This is a genomic window from Kitasatospora griseola, from assembly GCF_014648555.1.
Lineage (GTDB): Bacteria > Actinomycetota > Actinomycetes > Streptomycetales > Streptomycetaceae > Kitasatospora > Kitasatospora griseola.
In genome coordinates this window covers 47782-63702 of the sequence record NZ_BMRI01000034.1, presented here as the reverse complement: position 1 = coordinate 63702, position 15921 = coordinate 47782, and the positions used below count along the sequence as shown (strand labels likewise).

The following is a 15921-nucleotide window of genomic DNA, read 5'->3' as shown; positions in this document are numbered from 1 at the left end:
CAACCGGCGGAATGGCCCTGTCGCCCTCGCTCGCACGCAACGGTTCCGGCGGCGCCAGTGCCTCCGGCGCCGCACGGGCGCAGGAGCCCGTGAAGGACGCTCAGGGCGCTTCCGGGGCGGGCCGCACCGCGGACGTCCCGGCCGCCCGGCCGGAGCCCGGCGCGGGCCCTGCGGGGCGCGCGGAGGACCCCGCGGAGGCGGCCCGGCGGGCGGCGACCACGACGGTGCGCGGACGCGGACGGGCCCGGCGCCCGTCCGGACGGGAACGGCACGACGAGAAGATCACCGTGTACGTGTCCGCCGAGGAGCTGATGGACCTGGAGCACGCGCGGCTGGTGCTGCGCGGCGAGCACGGGCTGGCGGTCGACCGCGGGCGGGTGGTTCGCGAGGCGATCTCGGTGGTGCTGGCGGATCTGGAGCAGCGGGGCGAGGCGTCGATTCTCGTGCGAAGGCTGCGCGGGCGGTAGCGCTCGGCCGGTTTTCGCTCCTCGTCTGCCAGAATTACCCGTTGTGTTCCAGGTCCGGTTGGAGAACTTCGAGGGGCCGTTCGACCTGCTGCTCGGGCTGATCGCGAAGCACAGGATGGACGTCACCGAGGTGGCGCTGTCGCGGGTCACGGACGAGTTCGTGGCGCACATCCGGGCGATGGGGCCGGAGTGGGACCTGGACGCGGCGACCGAGTTCCTGGTGGTGGCGGCGACGCTGCTGGACCTGAAGGCGGCGCGACTGCTCCCGGTGGCGGAGGTCGAGGACGAGGAGGACCTGGCGCTGCTGGAGGCGCGGGACCTGCTGTTCGCGCGGCTGTTGCAATACCGGGCGTACAAGAAGGTGGCGGAGCTGTTCGCCGAGCGGTGGGCGGCGGAGTCGTTGCGGCGGCCGCGGACGGTCGGGCTGGAGCCGCACCACGCGCAGCTGCTGCCCGAGGTGGTGCTGTCGATCGGGCCGGAGCGGTTCGCGCAGCTGGCGGCGAGGGCGTTCGTGCCGAAGCCGAAGCCGGCGGTGTACGTGGACCACATCCACATGCCGCCGGTGAGCGTGCGGGAGCAGGCGGCGCTGGTGGTGGAGCGGCTGAGCGCGCTGGGAGAGGCGACGTTCGGGCGGCTGGTGGCGGACGCGGACAACGCGCTGGTGGTGGTGGCGCGGTTCCTGGCGCTGCTGGAGCTGTACCGGGAGAAGGTGCTGGCGTTCGAGCAGCCGCAGGCCCTGGAGGAGCTGGTGGTGCGCTGGGTCGCCGAGGGGGACCGGACGGTCGAGGTGACCGACGAGTTCGACCGTCCCGCGGACGGTGGCGAGGAAGGCGGTGCCCGATGACGGAGCAGCGGTCGCGGCGGGCGCTGGGCCTGCCCGGGCAGGCCAGGCCCGGGGAGTGGCAGGAGTCGGCGTACCCCGACGGCGAGCGGGTGGAGCCGGTGGAGCGGGTCCTGGCGCTGCCCGAGGCGGAGGCCGGGGTGCCGCTGCGGGCGGCGCTGGAGGCGGTGCTGATGGTCGCCGACGAGCCGGTGGCGGAGGGCCGGCTGGCCTCGGTGCTGGCCGCGTCGGCGGGTGAAGTGGCTGCTGTGCTGCGGGAGTTGGCGGCGGAGTACACCGCGCAGGGGCGCGGTTTCGAGCTGCGGCAGGTGGCCGGCGGGTGGCGGTTCTACAGCCGTGCGGAGTGTGCGGCGGCGGTGGAGCGGTTCGTCCTGGACGGGCAGCAGGCCCGGCTCACGCAGGCCGCGTTGGAGACTCTGGCGGTGGTGGCGTACCGGCAGCCGGTGTCGCGCGGGCGGGTTTCCGCGGTCCGTGGTGTGAACTGCGACGGCGTGATGCGTACCCTGGTACAGCGAGGACTGGTCGAAGAAGCCGGCACCGAGCCCGAAACCGGAGCGATCCTGTATCGGACGACGAACTACTTCCTGGAACGGATGGGGCTGCGCGGCCTGGACGAGCTGCCGGAGCTCGCGCCCTTCCTGCCCGAGGTCGACGACGTGGAAACGGAGTCCCTTGAGGGCACGATGATCGCGCAGGCGGTCGCCGCCGCACAGGAGGGGCCGAACCAGGCCGACCCGGACCCAGACGGAAACGACGTACGGACATTTTGATGCGTAGCAGTGGCAACGGCAGGAACAGCGGCGGCGGCGGTCAGGGCCGGGGCGGACAGGGCGGCCGGGGGGGCCAGCAGGGCGGTGGCCGCGGCGGGTCGTCCTACGGCCAGGGAGGCGGCGGCAGTCGCGGCGGGTCGTCCTACGGCCAGGGCGGTGGCAGCAGCCGGGGCGGGTCGTCCCGCGGCGGCTCGGGCTCGTACGGCGGCGGTTCGGGCTCCTCGGGCTCGTACGGCGGCGGCTCGGGCTCGTACGGGGGCTCGCAGCGCGGTGGCAGCGGGCGCGAGGAGCGCCGCTACCCGGACCGGCCGCTGCGGCCGGAGGAGCGCAAGTACGACCGCCCCGAGTACGGCGGCGGCCCGAACGCGACGCCGGGGCGCGGCGCGTACAGCACCCGCAAGCCCGGGGCGGCGCCCCGGCCGCGTCGGGACGGGCAGGGCGCGCCCGGCGACCCGCGGCGTCAGCCGCAGCGCTCGCGCGAGCTGCAGGGCAAGATCGAGGACCGGGTGCTGGCCCGGCACGAGGGCCCCGGCAAGCAGGTCGGCGAAGAGGGCGAGCGCCTGCAGAAGGTGCTGGCCCGGGCGGGCATGGGCAGCCGTCGGGCCTGCGAGGAGCTGATCGCGCAGGGCCGGGTCGAGGTCAACGGCAAGCTCGTGGTCGAGCAGGGCCTGCGGGTCGACCCGATGAACGACGAGATCAAGGTCGACGGGCTGACCGTCGCCACCCAGTCCTACCTGTTCTTCGCGCTGAACAAGCCGGCCGGCGTGGTCTCCACCATGGAGGACCCGGAGGGCCGCCAGTGCCTGGGCGACTACGTGACCAACCGGGAGACCCGGCTGTTCCACGTCGGTCGGCTGGACACCGAGACCGAGGGCATCATCCTGCTCACCAACCACGGCGAGCTGGCCCACCGGCTGACCCACCCCAAGTACGGCGTCACCAAGACGTACCTGGCGGCCATCCAGGGTCCGATCCCGCGCGACCTGGGCAAGCAGCTCGCCAAGGGCGTGGAGCTGGAGGACGGCTGGGCGCGCGCCGACAGCTTCAAGGTGATCTCGAACGTCGGCAAGAACTACCTGGTCGAGGTGACTCTGCACGAGGGCCGCAAGCACATCGTGCGTCGCCTGCTGGCCGAGGTCGGCTTCCCGGTGGAGAAGCTGGTGCGCACCGCGTTCGGGCCGATCTCGCTCGGCGACCAGAAGTCGGGCTGGCTGCGCCGCCTGACCAACCCCGAGGTCGGGGCGCTGATGAACGAGGTCGGGCTGTAACGGCAGCCCCTGCCGGGAGCCCGTTCGCCGTGCACGGCGAACGGGCTCCCGGCGTGTACGGAGGCTTTGCCGGGTCTTGACCGGCGAGGCGGGCCGTGCGGCCTTGCTATCGTTCGACCCGTTGGCAGAAGATTGCCACCGAAGTTCGCCCCGGCGCGTGGCGGAAGTGCGCCACCGCGTCAGGGGACGGGGCGGCGGGGGAAGGAAGTTCATGCTCGACGCATTCACCGTGCTGGGCCTCGGCCGGCCGGACGGCCAGGTGTACGCCGCGCTGGTCGTCGCGCCGCAGTCGACCGCCCAGGAGCTGGCCGAACACTGCGGCCTGACCCTGGACCAGTGCCGGCAGGCGCTGGACCGCCTCGCCGAACAGGGCATGGCGACGCGCGCCCCGGTCGACCGGGAGCGTTACCTGGCGGTCGCCCCCGACGTCGCCATCGGCACCCTGATAGGCCATCGCGAGGCCGAACTGCGCTCCGCCCGCGCCGAGATGCACCGCCTGATGGACGCCTTCCGGGAGGCGTCCCGGTACACCGACCCCGCGCACTCGGTGGAGGTGCTCACCGGCGGCGAGGCGATCGCCCAGCGGCTGGAGCACCTGGTGGAGTCCGGCCAGTACCAGATCCGCGGCTTCGACTGCCCGCCGTACGTGCAGGACCCGACCGTGCAGCAGCCCCGGCAGCGGGCCAAGCTCAAGGCCGGGGTGCGGATCCGCACCGTCTTCGACAAGGAGGCGATCGCCTGGCCCGGGCGGCTGGAGCAGGAGATCCTCACCGGCGTCGAGGACGGCGAGGAGGCCCGGGTGCGGCCGGTGCTGCCGATGAAGATGATGATGGCCGACGACAAGATGGCGATCATCCCGATCAGCGTCGGCGACAGCGTCCTGGACGCCGCGTACGTCATCCACCCGTCCGCGCTGCTGCAGGCCCTGGACGCGCTGTTCGAGGCCGAGTGGGAGCGGGCCGTGCCGCTGCAGACCGTGATCGGCGGCGGCGACGGCCCCGGGCCGGACTCCGACCACCTGAAGCTGCTCGGGCTGCTCGCCGCCGGCCTCACCGACGAGTCGATCGCCCGCTCGCTCGGCTGGAGCGCCCGCACCACCCAGCGCCGCCTGCAGGGCCTGATGCGCGAACTCGGGGCCACCACCCGGTTCCAGGCCGGGATGGCGGCCCGCGAGCGCGGCTGGCTGTAGCCCGGCTAGCTCCAGGGGCGCAGCGCGGCCCAGCGCCCGTCCGGGCCGCGCTCCACCTTCTCCAGGCCCACCACGGCCGTCCGGTTCAGCCGCCCGTAGATGTGCGGGAACAGCACCCCCGGGGTGCTGCCGGGAGGCGGCCCGCCGGTGGCCGCCTCCCACTTCACCATCGGTTCGACGAGCTTCTCCTCGATCAGCAGCGCCATCAGCGGATCCGGGGAGTCCGGGAAGTACTGGTTGGCGACCGCCAGCACTGTGGTCTCGTCCGGCGAGCAGTGCAGGAAGCCCTCGGTGAGCAGCGAGGCGGCGGTGTACGGCCGGCCCGGGTCGCGCAGCCAGTCGTCCAGCGGGGCGAGATGGTAGATCATGTCTCTTTTGTACCGGAGCTGACGGCCGGTCGGGCGCGGCCGCTCACAGGCCCGCCACCTTCGCCGCCGCCGACACCTCGTACACCAGCGTGACGGTGCGCCGGCCGCCCGGCGGCAGCGGCACCTCCCAGCGGGCGATGCCGTCGGCGTCCAGCTCGTCGGGCGGCGGCGCGCAGCGGTCCTTGCGCAGCCGCACCTCCACCGCCTGCACCTCGGAGACCGGGATCCGCTCGCGGACCGTCACCACCTGCTCGGCGTCCTCGCCGGGCGCGGAGAAGCGTGACAGGTGCAGGCGCACCGTACGGGTCAGCAGGGTGCGCTGGCCGCCCAGGCCGGCGCCCTCGCGGCGCTCCTCGAACTCCCGCACCACCCGCAGGCCGTCCGTGGAACCGAACGCCAGCCGCACCGGCGCGCCCGCCGCGGCGAACTCCAGCGCGCCCCGACCGGTCCAGCCGAAGCCGCGCACCAGGTCCACCGGGCCGGCCAGCAGCGCGTGCCCCGAGGCGTTGCGGAACGACACCACCTCCGTCACCAGCTCCGACAGCTCCGGCGCCGCCGCGAACTCGCTGCGCGCCCCGGTCTCGAACGCGCTCACCGGCACCCGGTGCGCCCGCCCGTCCGAGGGCACCGTGACCGGCTCCGCGGCGCGCAGCACTCGCACCTCGCCGCCGTCGTCCACGCCCGGCAGGCCCGGCTCCAGCGGGCCCGCGTCGGCGATCGCCTGCTCGCGCAGCTCCACCTCGACGGACTTCTTCTCCTGCGCCGAGCGCTCCCGCAGCACCAGCCGGTCCTCGAACAGCGCCGGCGGCTCGCCCGCCGACCCGGAACGGGCCGTGGACAGCGTCAGCGCGACGTTCGACCAGTCCTCACCGGTGCGCTGCCACACCACCGCCTCGGTCTCCAACCGCAGCGTGTCGCCCGCCAGTTCGGCCCGGTACGCGGGCCGCCACAGCGCGCACGCCGTCAGATGCCCCACCCGGGCCAGGAACCGGCCCGGCTCGGCGCACTCCACCGACAGCTCCACGAACGCCAGCAGCTCGACCGGTTCCTCCTCGGCCCGGGACAGCGCCAGCTCGGCGTGCCCCTGGGCCGCCGTCAGCTCGGACGCGCGCATCCGCGAGGCCCGCAGCTGCTCGCCGTACGACTCCCGCTCGGCGTCCACCCGGTCCAGCTCGCGCGACCAGCGGGCCTGCTCCAGCTCGCCGACGCCCGCGCCCTCGCCGATCTCCCGCAGCAGGTCCGCGGCCAGCTGGCCGAGCAGCGCCAGCCGCGCCTCCAGGCGCTCCTGGCGGCGCGACTCCGTCAGGTACTCGCGCTCCAGCCGGTGCACCCGGCGGCGCAGTGCCGAATCGTCGGCGCCCGGCGGGAGCGGCGCCGGCGGCTGCCAGGACCGCACCAGGCGGACGTCCAGCACCTTCGCCGCCTCGGTCGGCGCGCCGTCCCCGGCCAGCACCGCCGCGTGCAGCGAACGGTCCACCGCCAGCGCCGTCACCGGGCCCAGCCGCAGCCGGTGCACGCCCGGCGTCAGCGCCAGCTCCGCCGTCCGCTCCAGCTGCGCCCGGTCCTCCAGGCACGTCACCGCGGTCACCGGAAGGGCGATCGTCTCCTCGTCCACGTTCAACTCCTTCGGTTCCCGCCGACCACGGCCTTACCGGCCGGGATCCGGATCACATAGCCGCCCGTCAGCTCCGTCGAACCCCCGGCCGGCACCACCACCCGCCGGATCCGCGCCGACGACGGGAGCTGCGCGGTCGGCTCCTCGGGCGGCGACCAGCCCGGCCGCTCCTCCACCCGCACCTCCGCGTCGCCGCTCACCGGCACCCGCTCGCGGACCTCCACCGACGCGTCGTGCGGCAGCCGGTTCACCAACTCGATCCGCACCTGGTGGTCCAGCACCGCCGTCGAGTTCAACACCCCCGACGTCGACTCCCGCACCTCGCTGTGCCGGGCCACCCGCACCTCCTCCGCACGGCCCAGGCCCACCTCGCGCACCCCGCCGGGCGCCAGCGTCGGCAGCGCCGCCGTCGTCAGGAAGTCGCCGTCGACCGACACCTCCACCGGCCCCGCCAGCAGCGCGTGCGCGGTGCCGTTCGCCAGCTCCAGCACCGCGTACACCGCCTCCTCCACCGACGGCACGCACACGTAGCGCGTCGCCACCTCCACCGGCAGCTCCGCCACCGCCACCGTGTGCCACACCCCGTCCGACGGGATCTCGGCCGGCGCCACCGCGTCGAACCGGTGGTCGAACGACCCCGCCGACTCGCGCGGCCGCACCGCGAACACCGGCAGCGGCAGCCCGCCCACCGCCTCCGCGCCCCGCAGCGCGCCCGCCGCGGCCGACTCGCCCCGCGGGAACAGCCGGCCCCGGCGGAACGACTCCTCCTGCGCGCCCGCCAGCACCAGCCCCGCGTAGTCCAACTGGTCCGCGGACGGACGCGGCCCCGCCGGGACGGCGGGCTCGGCCAGGTCGGCGGCCGTATCGGCGGACAGCTCCGCCACGAACGGCGCGGGCGCCGCACCGCCGTACGCCATCGCCTCGGCCGGCGCGCCCGCGGGCGGCGGGCCCTGCGGGGCGGCCGGCGCCGGCATCGACCGCGGCTGCATCGAGGGCGCCGCGCCGAAACCCGGTCGGGCCTTCGCGGACGCACCACCGCCCGCCGGACGGCCCGGCTTCGGAGCCACCGGCGCCGCCGCAGCCACCGGCACCGCGCCGATCGCCCGCGGCCCCTGTGGCACCGGCTTCGACACCTGCGCGCCCACCCAGTCGGCGAACAGCTCGTCCAGCCCCGCCGGCTGCGCCCGCCACCCCGACGGCGCCGGAGCCGGCTGCCGACGGCCGATCCGCAGCGAACTCAGCCGCGGCAGCCCGCTCGGCCGGGCCAGGTCCGCCGTCGACAGCGCGAGCCGCACCCCCGACCAGTCCTCGCCGGTGCGCTGCGCCACCGACGCCCGCAACGTCAGCCGGGCCGAACGCTCACCCCGGCGGTGCGCCAACTGGTACGTCGGCACCCACACCGCGCCCGGCACCGCGTACTCCACCTCCAACTCCACCGGCCCCGCGCCGCGCACCGTCACCACCGCCCGCGCCGACGACTCCACCCCGCCCGGCTGATCGGCGCTCGACCGCTGCCGCGCGCGGACCGACGCCACGTCGAACGCGTGGTCCGCCGACGCGACCTGCTGCGCCAGCTCCACCGCCCGCTCGTGCAGCACCGCGAGACGCGCGTCCACGAACTCCGCCAGCTCCAGCACCGCGTCCGCCGGCGCCCGCCGCAAGCCCTCGTCGCGGCGGCGCTGCGGCGACACCGGGCGCAGCGCCGCCACCTCCCGGATCCGCGCGTCCAACCGCTCCTGACGCTCCACCAGGCGGTCGCGCTCCGCGCCCAGCTCCTTCAACTCCCGCTCCCAGGCGGGCGATTCGCCCTCCTCACGGACGCTCTCGACGTGCTCGACACGGGCCTCCACGACCCGCGCCCCGCCGGACAGCACCCGCACTCGCAGCGAACCCTCCGCGGCGAGCCGCGGCAGCCCCGTCACCCGCACCCGGCCGTCCGCCGGTAGTTCACCCGACGCGCGGCGACGGCACACCGCACCCACCGCGTGCACCACCACCGACTCCAGCCTCGACTCCCACACCGCCAGCTGCCCCGCCACCTCGCCCCCTTCGCCACCGGCCCGAACCCCGGACCCGGGCGCCCAGTCTGCACCCAACCGCCGTCACACCACCCGGATTTCCCCTGCGCGTCGGCCAACCGCGCCCTCCCGCCGGGCCGTGCGGGACAATGGCCCGACCAGCACCGCGACCAGTAGGACGAGGACCCGCCATGCGCACAGCCGCCGTCATCGGCACCGGACTCATCGGCACCTCCGCCGCGCTCGCCCTCACCCGCCGCGGCATAAGCGTCTACCTGGAGGACGCCGACCAGGACGCCGCCCGCACGGCCGCCTCGCTCGGCGCCGGCACCACCGAACTCCCCGACGGGCCCGTCGACCTGGCGATCATCGCGGTGCCGCCCGCCCTCATCGGCAAGGTCCTCGCGGACTGCCAGCGGCGCGGCCTCGCCCGCTGCTACACCGACGTCGCCAGCGTCAAGGCCGGGCCGCGCGGCGAGATCACCGCACTCGGCCTCGACACCGTCCACTACATCGGCTCCCACCCGATGGCCGGCCGCGAACGCTCCGGGCCGCTCGCCGCCACCGCCGACCTCTTCGAGGGCCGGCCCTGGGTGCTCACGCCCACCGCCGACACCGACACCGAGACGCTCAACGCCGCCCTCGAACTCGTCGCACTGTGCGGGGCGATGCCGATCGTCATGGACGCCGCCGACCACGACCGGGCGGTCGCGCTGGTCTCGCACGCACCGCAACTGCTGTCCTCGCTGGTCGCGGCCCGGTTGGAGCACGCCGAGGAGACGGCGGTGCGGCTGTCCGGGCAGGGCGTGCGGGACGTCACGCGGATCGCGGCCTCCAACCCCGCGATGTGGATCGACATCCTCTCCGCCAACGCGGGCGTCGTCGCCGACATCCTCGACGACCTCGCGACCGACCTCGCCGAGACCGTCACCGCGCTCCGGGCCCTCCAGGGCACCGACGAGACCGAACGCCGCGAAGGCGCCGCCGGCATCGAAGCCGTCATGCGCCGCGGCAACACCGGCCAGGCCCGCATCCCCGGCAAGCACGGCGCGCCGCCCACCCGCTACGAGACCGTCACCGTCGTCCTCGGCGACCAGCCCGGCGAACTCGGCCGCCTCTTCGGCGAAGTCGGTGCCCTCGGCGTCAACATCGAAGACGTCACCATCGAGCACTCCACCGGCCAACAGGTCGGCCACGTCCAACTGGCCGTCGCCCCGGCGGTCGTGCGGGCCTTGGTGGCGGGGTTGCGGGAGCGCGGGTGGGGGGTTCGCGACTGACGGGGGTTTTCCCGCTGCGCGGGGCGTGGGCGGGGGGCTTGAGGAAGGGTGGCGGGAGCCCCGGTTGAGTAAGGGGGTCCCGCTGTGCGGGGTTTGGGGGAGGGGTTTGAGGGGGCCGGCGGTCGTGCGGGCCTTGGTGGCGGGGCTGCGGCCGACGGGGATTCCCGCTGCGCGGGGCTTGGGCTGCGGATTCGAGGTAGGGCCGTGGGGCCCACTCCGCTGCGCGGGCTTGAGGACTGGGTTCGGGGGCGGTCGTGCGAACGCCGGTGGCGAGGCCGCGTGAGCGTGGGCAGGGGTGTCCGCGGCCGAAGGGGTTCTTCGCTGCGCATGGCATGGGCGGGTGGGATTCCGCTGCGCGGGGTTTGGGGGTGAGCAGGCCGGCAGTCGTGTGGGCCTTGGTGGCGGGGCTGCGGCTGGGGCCGGGAGGTTCTCCGGTTCGTGGGGCTTGGATGCCCCGGGGTTGGCGGGAGGATTCCGCTTCGGTGGGGCAGCCGGGGCGGGGACCTGCGGTCCGCACTCCGGTGGCGGGGGTTGCGTGTCCGGGGTCGGCGGGGTTCTCCGGTTCGTGGGGGAGGCGGGAACTTGTCGGGTGGGGGCCGATGAGTTTCGGGGGTGGGGGTCGTCTGTACGGGTGGGCGTCGGTGGGGCGTCCTTTCGGTGGGCGGACGGAGGGCTTGTGGTGAGTGGGACTGGTGGGCGGCCGGTGGTCGTGGGCATGGAGGTGTGGGAGGCGGCTCGGCGGGAGGTGCTGGTGCGGGAGAAGGCGCACACCCGGGAGGGGGATGCGTTGGCGGCGGCTCGCAGGAGGCTGCCGATGGTGGAGGTGGACGGGGCGGCCGTCGTCGTGGGGGCCGGCGGGGCGGTGGCGTTCCGGGAGTTGTTCGAGGGGCGGGACGAGCTGGTCGTGTACCAGCACATGTGGTGGGACGGGGTGCCGTTCCAGGGGCAGTGCGAGGGCTGCACGATGGTGGCGTGGCACCTGGGGGACTCCGCGTACCTGAATGCCCGGGGCGTCTCGTTCGCGGTGGTGACCAGCGGCCCGTGGGCGGAGGTCGCTCCGTACGTGGAGTTCATGGAGTACACCCAGCCCTGGTTCTCGGTGCGTGACGCGCCCGCGCCGATCGGCGGTGACATGGGCCGGCTGATGTGCTTCCTGCGGGACGGCGACCGGGTGTTCCTCACGTACAGCACCACCGGTCGCGGCACGGAGCGGATCAACAGTTCGCTGGCGCTGCTCGACATGACGCCGTACGGCCGCCGGGAGGGCTGGGAGGACGTTCCGGAGGGCTGGCCGGAGGTGCCGGACGCGGGGTCGCCGGTGGGCGGGCACGGCGCGCCGATCGGCTGGTTCTGGCGGACGGACGCCGACGGCGTGGCGACCTGGGGGCCGACCGGCCGGCCGGTGCCGCAGTGGACCCGGCCGGGGGCGTCGCCGGTGGAGACCCTCGGGAGGGGCGGCCACTGCCACTGACCACGTGCGGGGCCGGGACGGGGCACGGCGGGAGTCCATTAACCTTGAGGTGAGTTCTGGTGCCGTGAGAGAGAGGTTCGCCCCGTGGACAGTGTCGACCGAGCGTCGAACAGCCCGGTCGTCGTCGCCATCGACGGGCCTTCGGGATCCGGGAAGTCGACGGTGTCGCGGGCAGTGGCCGCGCGGCTGGGCCTGAGCTTCCTGGACACCGGCGCGATGTACCGGGCGATGACCTGGTGGATGCTCGCCAACGACGTGGACGTGGACGACCCGGAGGCGGTGGCGATCGCGTGCACCAAGCCCGTCATCGTCTCCGGCACCGACGCCGCCGGGCCGACCATAACCGTGGACGGCCAGGACGTGTCCGGCCCGATCCGCGGCCCCGAGGTGACCGCCAAGGTCAGCGCGGTGGCCGCGGTTCCCGCGGTGCGGGCCCGGCTGGTGGAGCTGCAGCGCGGCTGCGCCTTGCACGCCGCCCGCGGCATCGTCGCCGAGGGCCGTGACATGGGCAGCGTGGTGTTCCCGGACGCCACCGTGAAGGTCTTCCTGACCGCGTCCGAGCAGGCCCGTTCCGAGCGGCGGGCCGCCGAGCTGCGCGCCAAGGGCCTGGACGAGGCGACGATCACCGCGATGGCCGCCGACCTGGCCCGCCGGGACGCCGCCGACTCCTCCCGCGAGACCGCCCCGCTGACCCGGGCCGCGGACGCCGAGCTGGTCGACACCAGTGAACTCACCCTCGACCAGGTGATCGGCACGATCACCGCCCTGGTCGAGGACCGGGCCGGCCTGACCGCCGCCTGACCCCAGACCCCCCGAACGATCCGACCGCGCGAGATCCGCGCGGTTCGCGCTGCCCGCGGGCAGGTACGCACGGTCCGCCCCTGGGAAGGGCCGGGCCGGGAAATGGAAGACAGAGCATGAGCAACGACACGACCGCCCAGCACGGCGAGCTCGGCGACGCCGAGTACGCCGAGTTCATGGCGCTGGCCGCCGAGGAGGGCTTCGACGCCTCCGAGGTCGACGCCGACCTGGACGGCCACGGCCCGATGCCGGTGCTGGCGATCGTCGGCCGCCCGAACGTCGGCAAGTCCACCCTGGTCAACCGCATCATCGGCCGCCGCGAGGCGGTCGTCGAGGACCGTCCCGGCGTGACCCGTGACCGGGTCAGCTACGAGGCGATGTGGGCCGGCCGCCGCTTCAAGGTGCTGGACACCGGCGGCTGGGAGATCGACGTCCTCGGCCTCGACGCGATGGTCGCCGCGCAGGCCGAGCTCGGCATCGAGCAGGCCGACGCGGTGCTGTTCGTGGTGGACGCCACGGTCGGCGCCACCGACACCGACGACGCGCTGGTCCGGCTGATCCGCCGGGCCGGCAAGCCGGTGGTGCTGTGCGCCAACAAGGTCGACGGCCCGTCCACCGAGGCCGAGGCCGCGTACCTGTGGTCGCTGGGCCTGGGCGAGCCGTACCCCGTCTCCGCGCTGCACGGCCGCGGCTCCGGCGACCTGCTGGACGCCGTGCTGAAGGTGCTCCCGGAGGCCCCGCCGCAGCTGTTCGGCGACGGCCTGGTCCCCGGCGGCCCGCGCCGCGTCGCGCTGATCGGCCGTCCGAACGTCGGCAAGTCCAGCCTGCTGAACAAGGTCGCCGGCGAGGACCGCGTGGTCGTCAACGAGCTGGCCGGCACCACCCGTGACCCGGTCGACGAGATGATCGAACTCGGCGGCAAGACCTGGAAGTTCATCGACACCGCCGGTATCCGCCGCCGGGTCCACCTGACCTCCGGCGCGGACTTCTACGCCTCGCTGCGGACTTCCGCCGCGCTGGACAAGGCCGAGGTCGCGGTCGTTCTGGTCGACGCCAGCGAGACCCTCGCCGAGCAGGACACCCGGATCATCTCGATGGCCGTCGAGGCCGGGCGCGCCGTCGTCATCGCCTACAACAAGTGGGACCAGCTCGACGAGGAGCGCCGGTTCTACCTGGAGCGCGAGATCGAGCGCGACCTGGTGCAGGTCCAGTGGGCGCCCCGGGTGAACGTCTCGGCGAAGACCGGACGCCACATGGAGAAGCTCGTCCCGGCGATCGAGACCGCGCTGGCCGGCTGGGAGACCCGCATCCCCACCGCCCGCCTGAACGCCTTCCTCGGCGAACTGGTCGCCTCGCACCCGCACCCGATCCGCGGCGGCAAGCAGCCGCGCGTCCTGTTCGGCACCCAGGCGGGCACCCGCCCGCCGCGGTTCGTGCTGTTCGCGTCCGGCTTCCTGGAGGCCGGCTACCGCCGCTTCATCGAGCGCCGCCTGCGCGAGGAGTTCGGCTTCGAGGGGACCCCGATCTCGATCTCGGTCCGGGTGCGCGAGAAGCGCAAGAAGAAGTAGTAGGAGACGTAGGACGGCTGTGGGCCGCGGACACCGGAGGGTGTGCGCGGCCCATAGCCGTCTGCGGACCGGTCAGGCGTCCCGGCCCGGCGGCAGCGACAGCACCGAGCGGTGCCGCCCGCCCGCCGGGCCCGCAGCGGACGGGGCGGGCCCGGCGGCCTGCTGGGGCGGGCCGAGGTAGCCGGACGCCACCCAGCCCTGGCCGTTGGCCTGCGCGGCGGACCCCGGCGTGGGGACGAACTGCGGCGCGCCCCCGGCCTGCCCGGCGTACGCCTCGAAGGACTGGTGCTGCGGGTACCCGGGCTGCTCGCGCCGCTCGGCCGCCACCTCGCGCGGCTGCTGCTCGCGGACCGCGAAGCCGGTGAACCTCAGCCCCTCCTCGCCGGAGCGGTCGCCCGGCAGCGCCCGGAACATCCGCCGGTACTCGGAGTACAGCGAGTCGTAGATCGGGGTGGCCGACACCGGGTGCTCCGCGTCGTACGACGGGCGCATGCTCGGGATCGACCGGCCGGCGGGCGCGGAGGGACGGCCGGGGGAGGCGAGGTCGTAGCTGTACACGTAGGAGCCAACGAGCGAGACCGGCTTGGGATGCGGGGGCGCCGCCCCCAGTCCTATCGCCGGACCGCCGCGCCAGGCCCCGTCAACCTCCTTCCGGAGGGCCGTGGTTGACGAGGTGTCGGACGAGCCGGTGACGGCCGGGTCGTTCACGGGGTCGGTCATCGGCGCGCCCCCGCTCAGGTGCCGGCCAGCGGCAGCGTGCCCGCCGCCAGCACGCCGCGGGCGGCGGCCCGGTCCAGGGCCACCCGCAGCAGGTCCTCGCGGGGCTGGCGGCCGACCGCGCCGGCCGGCACCGCGAACATGATCACCTCGGACTTGCGGGCCGCCGCCGCCCGCCACGCCGGGGTGACCTGCAGCGCCTGGTGGGCCTGCCACCAGGCGGCCGAGCCGCCGGTCGCCGAGGGCTGCAGGATCGCGTGCAGCTGCCCCATCGCCATCAGCACCGACCAGCCGGCCCGCGGCCGGGCGGGCGCCCGGTTGACGTCCTGGACCAGCTGGAAGCCGTGCTCGGTCAGCAGCGACAGGAACTCGTCCTGGCCGCTCGAACTGCCCGGCCGCCCGACCGGTCCGGTCGGCTCGATCACCAGCGCGGCGTGCTGGGTGTCGCCGCACAGCACGATGCCGCAGGTCACACCGAGCACGGCGGGCTGCGGCCGACCGGGCGGCGAGGGGTTGATCGGCTCCGGGATCGTCACCAGGGCGGCGGGGGAGACCTGGGGGACCTGGGGGGCCGGGGCGGTGGCGGGTGCGGCCTGGACGGGGATCGCCGGCTCGGGGACGGTGGCGGCGCCGCCCTGGCTGATCGAGGCGACGGCGCCGCGCAGCTGCTGCTCGTCCACCGGCACCACCTGGGACGGGATGCAGCGGGCGTGCGCGAAGGCCAGCACCGCGGTCTCCTCACCGACGAACAGCACCGTGCTGGTGCGTTCGCGCAGCGAGTCGCCCGGTTGTCGGCACGAGGTGCAGTCGTACGAGTCCGGGGCGTGGGCTCCCGCCAGCAGGCTGTCGGCCTCGTCGTCGCCGATTTCGGCGCGTACGTCCTCGCTCACCTCAAGCATGCGCGGCACAAAGACTCCTCGTTTCGCCCTGACGATCTGGATGCGCCCGGCGGGACTCTCCGGGTGCGCGGCGCGGGGCGCGCCGACCGCCATTACCAACGGGGGGTTGTGGCTGGGGTCACGGGTCGGCGGTCGGACGACGGGATTTGCGCGGCTTCTGACTGCCCTGTGTGCGCGGGGCGTCGCTATCTGTCGACGCTGTGCCCGACCTCACACCGGCCAAACTGTGACCGGGACCATATTCACGTATGGATCGATCCTGGGAAAAGCGGACAAAAGAGACATTTATCCTTCGCTTACTTGATCGATACCGCCGGTAACCCTTCGTTGACCTGGGAAAACCCGAAAACGTTTGGCGGCCCGCGCACCGGCTTCGTAGGTTCATGGCCGGTGCAACGAGCACCTCCCGGGTTCACCCCCGACGCACGGTCCGCCCGGCTCACCCCGGATCCGGACCCTGCGCCACCGGCGCGACGGCAGCCAGCCGCCGCCGGGGATGCGGACAGGTGGCCGGGGCGGCAGCGGCACGTCCGACACGTGCACGGCCGCCCACCGGACTTGGCGAGCGAACACGGCCCTGCACAGGGCCTGGTTCCGCCTGCCCATCCCGGGGATGTCGAGAGGAATCTCATGACCTTCCGTAACGAGACCG

General features: G+C 74.5%; 14 protein-coding genes. 9 read left to right on the top strand and 5 right to left on the bottom strand.

What is annotated here, in order from left to right:
- Positions 1 to 11: 11 nt before the first annotated feature.
- The 5 genes from IEZ12_RS30275 (at position 12) to IEZ12_RS30255 (ending at position 4535) form a co-directional block, all read left to right on the top strand.
- Positions 12 to 467, top strand: coding sequence for a hypothetical protein (locus IEZ12_RS30275; RefSeq protein ID WP_189276524.1), 456 nt, complete (start codon positions 12 to 14; stop codon positions 465 to 467).
- Positions 468 to 510: 43 nt separating this feature from the next.
- On the top strand, positions 511 to 1311 hold the full coding sequence (locus IEZ12_RS30270; RefSeq protein ID WP_308431095.1) for a segregation and condensation protein A: 801 nt from the start codon (positions 511 to 513) through the stop codon (positions 1309 to 1311).
- Positions 1308 to 2078: an SMC-Scp complex subunit ScpB gene (gene scpB / locus IEZ12_RS30265; RefSeq protein ID WP_189276522.1), complete on the top strand. Its 771-nt coding sequence runs from the start codon at positions 1308 to 1310 to the stop codon at positions 2076 to 2078. The genes IEZ12_RS30270 and scpB overlap by 4 nt, the downstream gene beginning before the upstream one ends.
- Positions 2078 to 3346 (top strand): pseudouridine synthase, encoded by a 1269-nt coding sequence (locus IEZ12_RS30260; protein WP_189276520.1) that lies wholly within the window; start codon positions 2078 to 2080, stop codon positions 3344 to 3346. Before scpB ends, IEZ12_RS30260 begins: the two co-directional genes overlap by 1 nt.
- Positions 3347 to 3557: 211 nt before the next feature.
- Positions 3558 to 4535, top strand: a complete 978-nt coding sequence (locus IEZ12_RS30255; RefSeq protein ID WP_043910246.1) for a helix-turn-helix domain-containing protein — start codon at positions 3558 to 3560, stop codon at positions 4533 to 4535.
- Positions 4536 to 4540: 5 nt separating this feature from the next.
- On the opposite strand, the gene IEZ12_RS30250 is transcribed toward IEZ12_RS30255, so the two are convergent.
- Genes IEZ12_RS30250 through IEZ12_RS30240 form a run of 3 tightly spaced genes read right to left on the bottom strand, consistent with a single transcriptional unit; the run spans position 4541 to position 8557 of the window.
- Complete coding sequence (locus tag IEZ12_RS30250; RefSeq protein ID WP_043910248.1) at positions 4541 to 4903, bottom strand: DUF952 domain-containing protein; 363 nt, start codon at positions 4901 to 4903, stop codon at positions 4541 to 4543.
- A gap of 43 nt (positions 4904 to 4946) precedes the next feature.
- A complete protein-coding gene (locus IEZ12_RS30245; protein ID WP_189276518.1) occupies positions 4947 to 6524 on the bottom strand; it encodes a mucoidy inhibitor MuiA family protein in 1578 nt (525 codons plus the stop codon).
- Positions 6521 to 8557: a DUF4139 domain-containing protein gene (locus IEZ12_RS30240; protein ID WP_229848313.1), complete on the bottom strand. Its 2037-nt coding sequence runs from the start codon at positions 8555 to 8557 to the stop codon at positions 6521 to 6523. The genes IEZ12_RS30245 and IEZ12_RS30240 overlap by 4 nt, the downstream gene beginning before the upstream one ends.
- A gap of 170 nt (positions 8558 to 8727) precedes the next feature.
- On the opposite strand from IEZ12_RS30240, the gene IEZ12_RS30235 reads away from it, so the two are divergent.
- The 4 genes from IEZ12_RS30235 (at position 8728) to der (ending at position 13653) form a co-directional block, all read left to right on the top strand.
- The gene (locus IEZ12_RS30235) at positions 8728 to 9813 is read left to right on the top strand and encodes a prephenate dehydrogenase (protein ID WP_189276516.1); all 1086 of its coding nucleotides are present in this window, start codon (positions 8728 to 8730) and stop codon (positions 9811 to 9813) included.
- Positions 9814 to 10492: 679 nt separating this feature from the next.
- Positions 10493 to 11284, top strand: a complete 792-nt coding sequence (locus tag IEZ12_RS30230) for a DUF899 family protein (protein WP_268250281.1) — start codon at positions 10493 to 10495, stop codon at positions 11282 to 11284.
- Between the two features lie 84 nt (positions 11285 to 11368).
- Entirely contained in the window at positions 11369 to 12085 is a 717-nt protein-coding gene (gene cmk / locus IEZ12_RS30225; RefSeq protein WP_189276514.1) for a (d)CMP kinase, read from the top strand.
- A 116-nt stretch (positions 12086 to 12201) separates the two neighbouring features.
- Positions 12202 to 13653, top strand: a complete 1452-nt coding sequence (gene der, locus IEZ12_RS30220; protein WP_189276512.1) for a ribosome biogenesis GTPase Der — start codon at positions 12202 to 12204, stop codon at positions 13651 to 13653.
- Between the two features lie 72 nt (positions 13654 to 13725).
- Here the strand turns inward: der and IEZ12_RS30215 are convergent, their stop codons facing one another.
- Together IEZ12_RS30215 and IEZ12_RS30210 are read right to left on the bottom strand one after the other, a co-directional pair.
- Positions 13726 to 14373 carry a hypothetical protein gene (locus IEZ12_RS30215; protein WP_189276564.1) on the bottom strand — a complete coding sequence of 216 codons (648 nt, stop codon included), beginning with the start codon at positions 14371 to 14373 and terminating at the stop codon, positions 13726 to 13728.
- Positions 14374 to 14387: 14 nt separating this feature from the next.
- Positions 14388 to 15278: a DUF8842 C-terminal domain-containing protein gene (locus IEZ12_RS30210; RefSeq protein WP_189276510.1), complete on the bottom strand. Its 891-nt coding sequence runs from the start codon at positions 15276 to 15278 to the stop codon at positions 14388 to 14390.
- Positions 15279 to 15921 lie beyond the last annotated feature (643 nt).

What these genes read in the sequence shown, in the direction of transcription:
- scpB (WP_189276522.1), top strand. Translation starts at nt 1,308, where the DNA reads ATGACGGAGCAGCGGTCGCGGCGGGCGCTGGGCCTGCCCGGGCAGGCC.
- IEZ12_RS30250 (WP_043910248.1), bottom strand. Translation starts at nt 4,903, where the DNA reads ATGATCTACCATCTCGCCCCGCTGGACGACTGGCTGCGCGACCCGGGC.
- IEZ12_RS30260 (WP_189276520.1), top strand. Translation starts at nt 2,078, where the DNA reads ATGCGTAGCAGTGGCAACGGCAGGAACAGCGGCGGCGGCGGTCAGGGC.
- IEZ12_RS30275 (WP_189276524.1), top strand. Translation starts at nt 12, where the DNA reads ATGGCCCTGTCGCCCTCGCTCGCACGCAACGGTTCCGGCGGCGCCAGT.
- der (WP_189276512.1), top strand. Translation starts at nt 12,202, where the DNA reads ATGAGCAACGACACGACCGCCCAGCACGGCGAGCTCGGCGACGCCGAG.
- IEZ12_RS30255 (WP_043910246.1), top strand. Translation starts at nt 3,558, where the DNA reads ATGCTCGACGCATTCACCGTGCTGGGCCTCGGCCGGCCGGACGGCCAG.
- IEZ12_RS30235 (WP_189276516.1), top strand. Translation starts at nt 8,728, where the DNA reads ATGCGCACAGCCGCCGTCATCGGCACCGGACTCATCGGCACCTCCGCC.
- IEZ12_RS30215 (WP_189276564.1), bottom strand. Translation starts at nt 14,373, where the DNA reads ATGACCGACCCCGTGAACGACCCGGCCGTCACCGGCTCGTCCGACACC.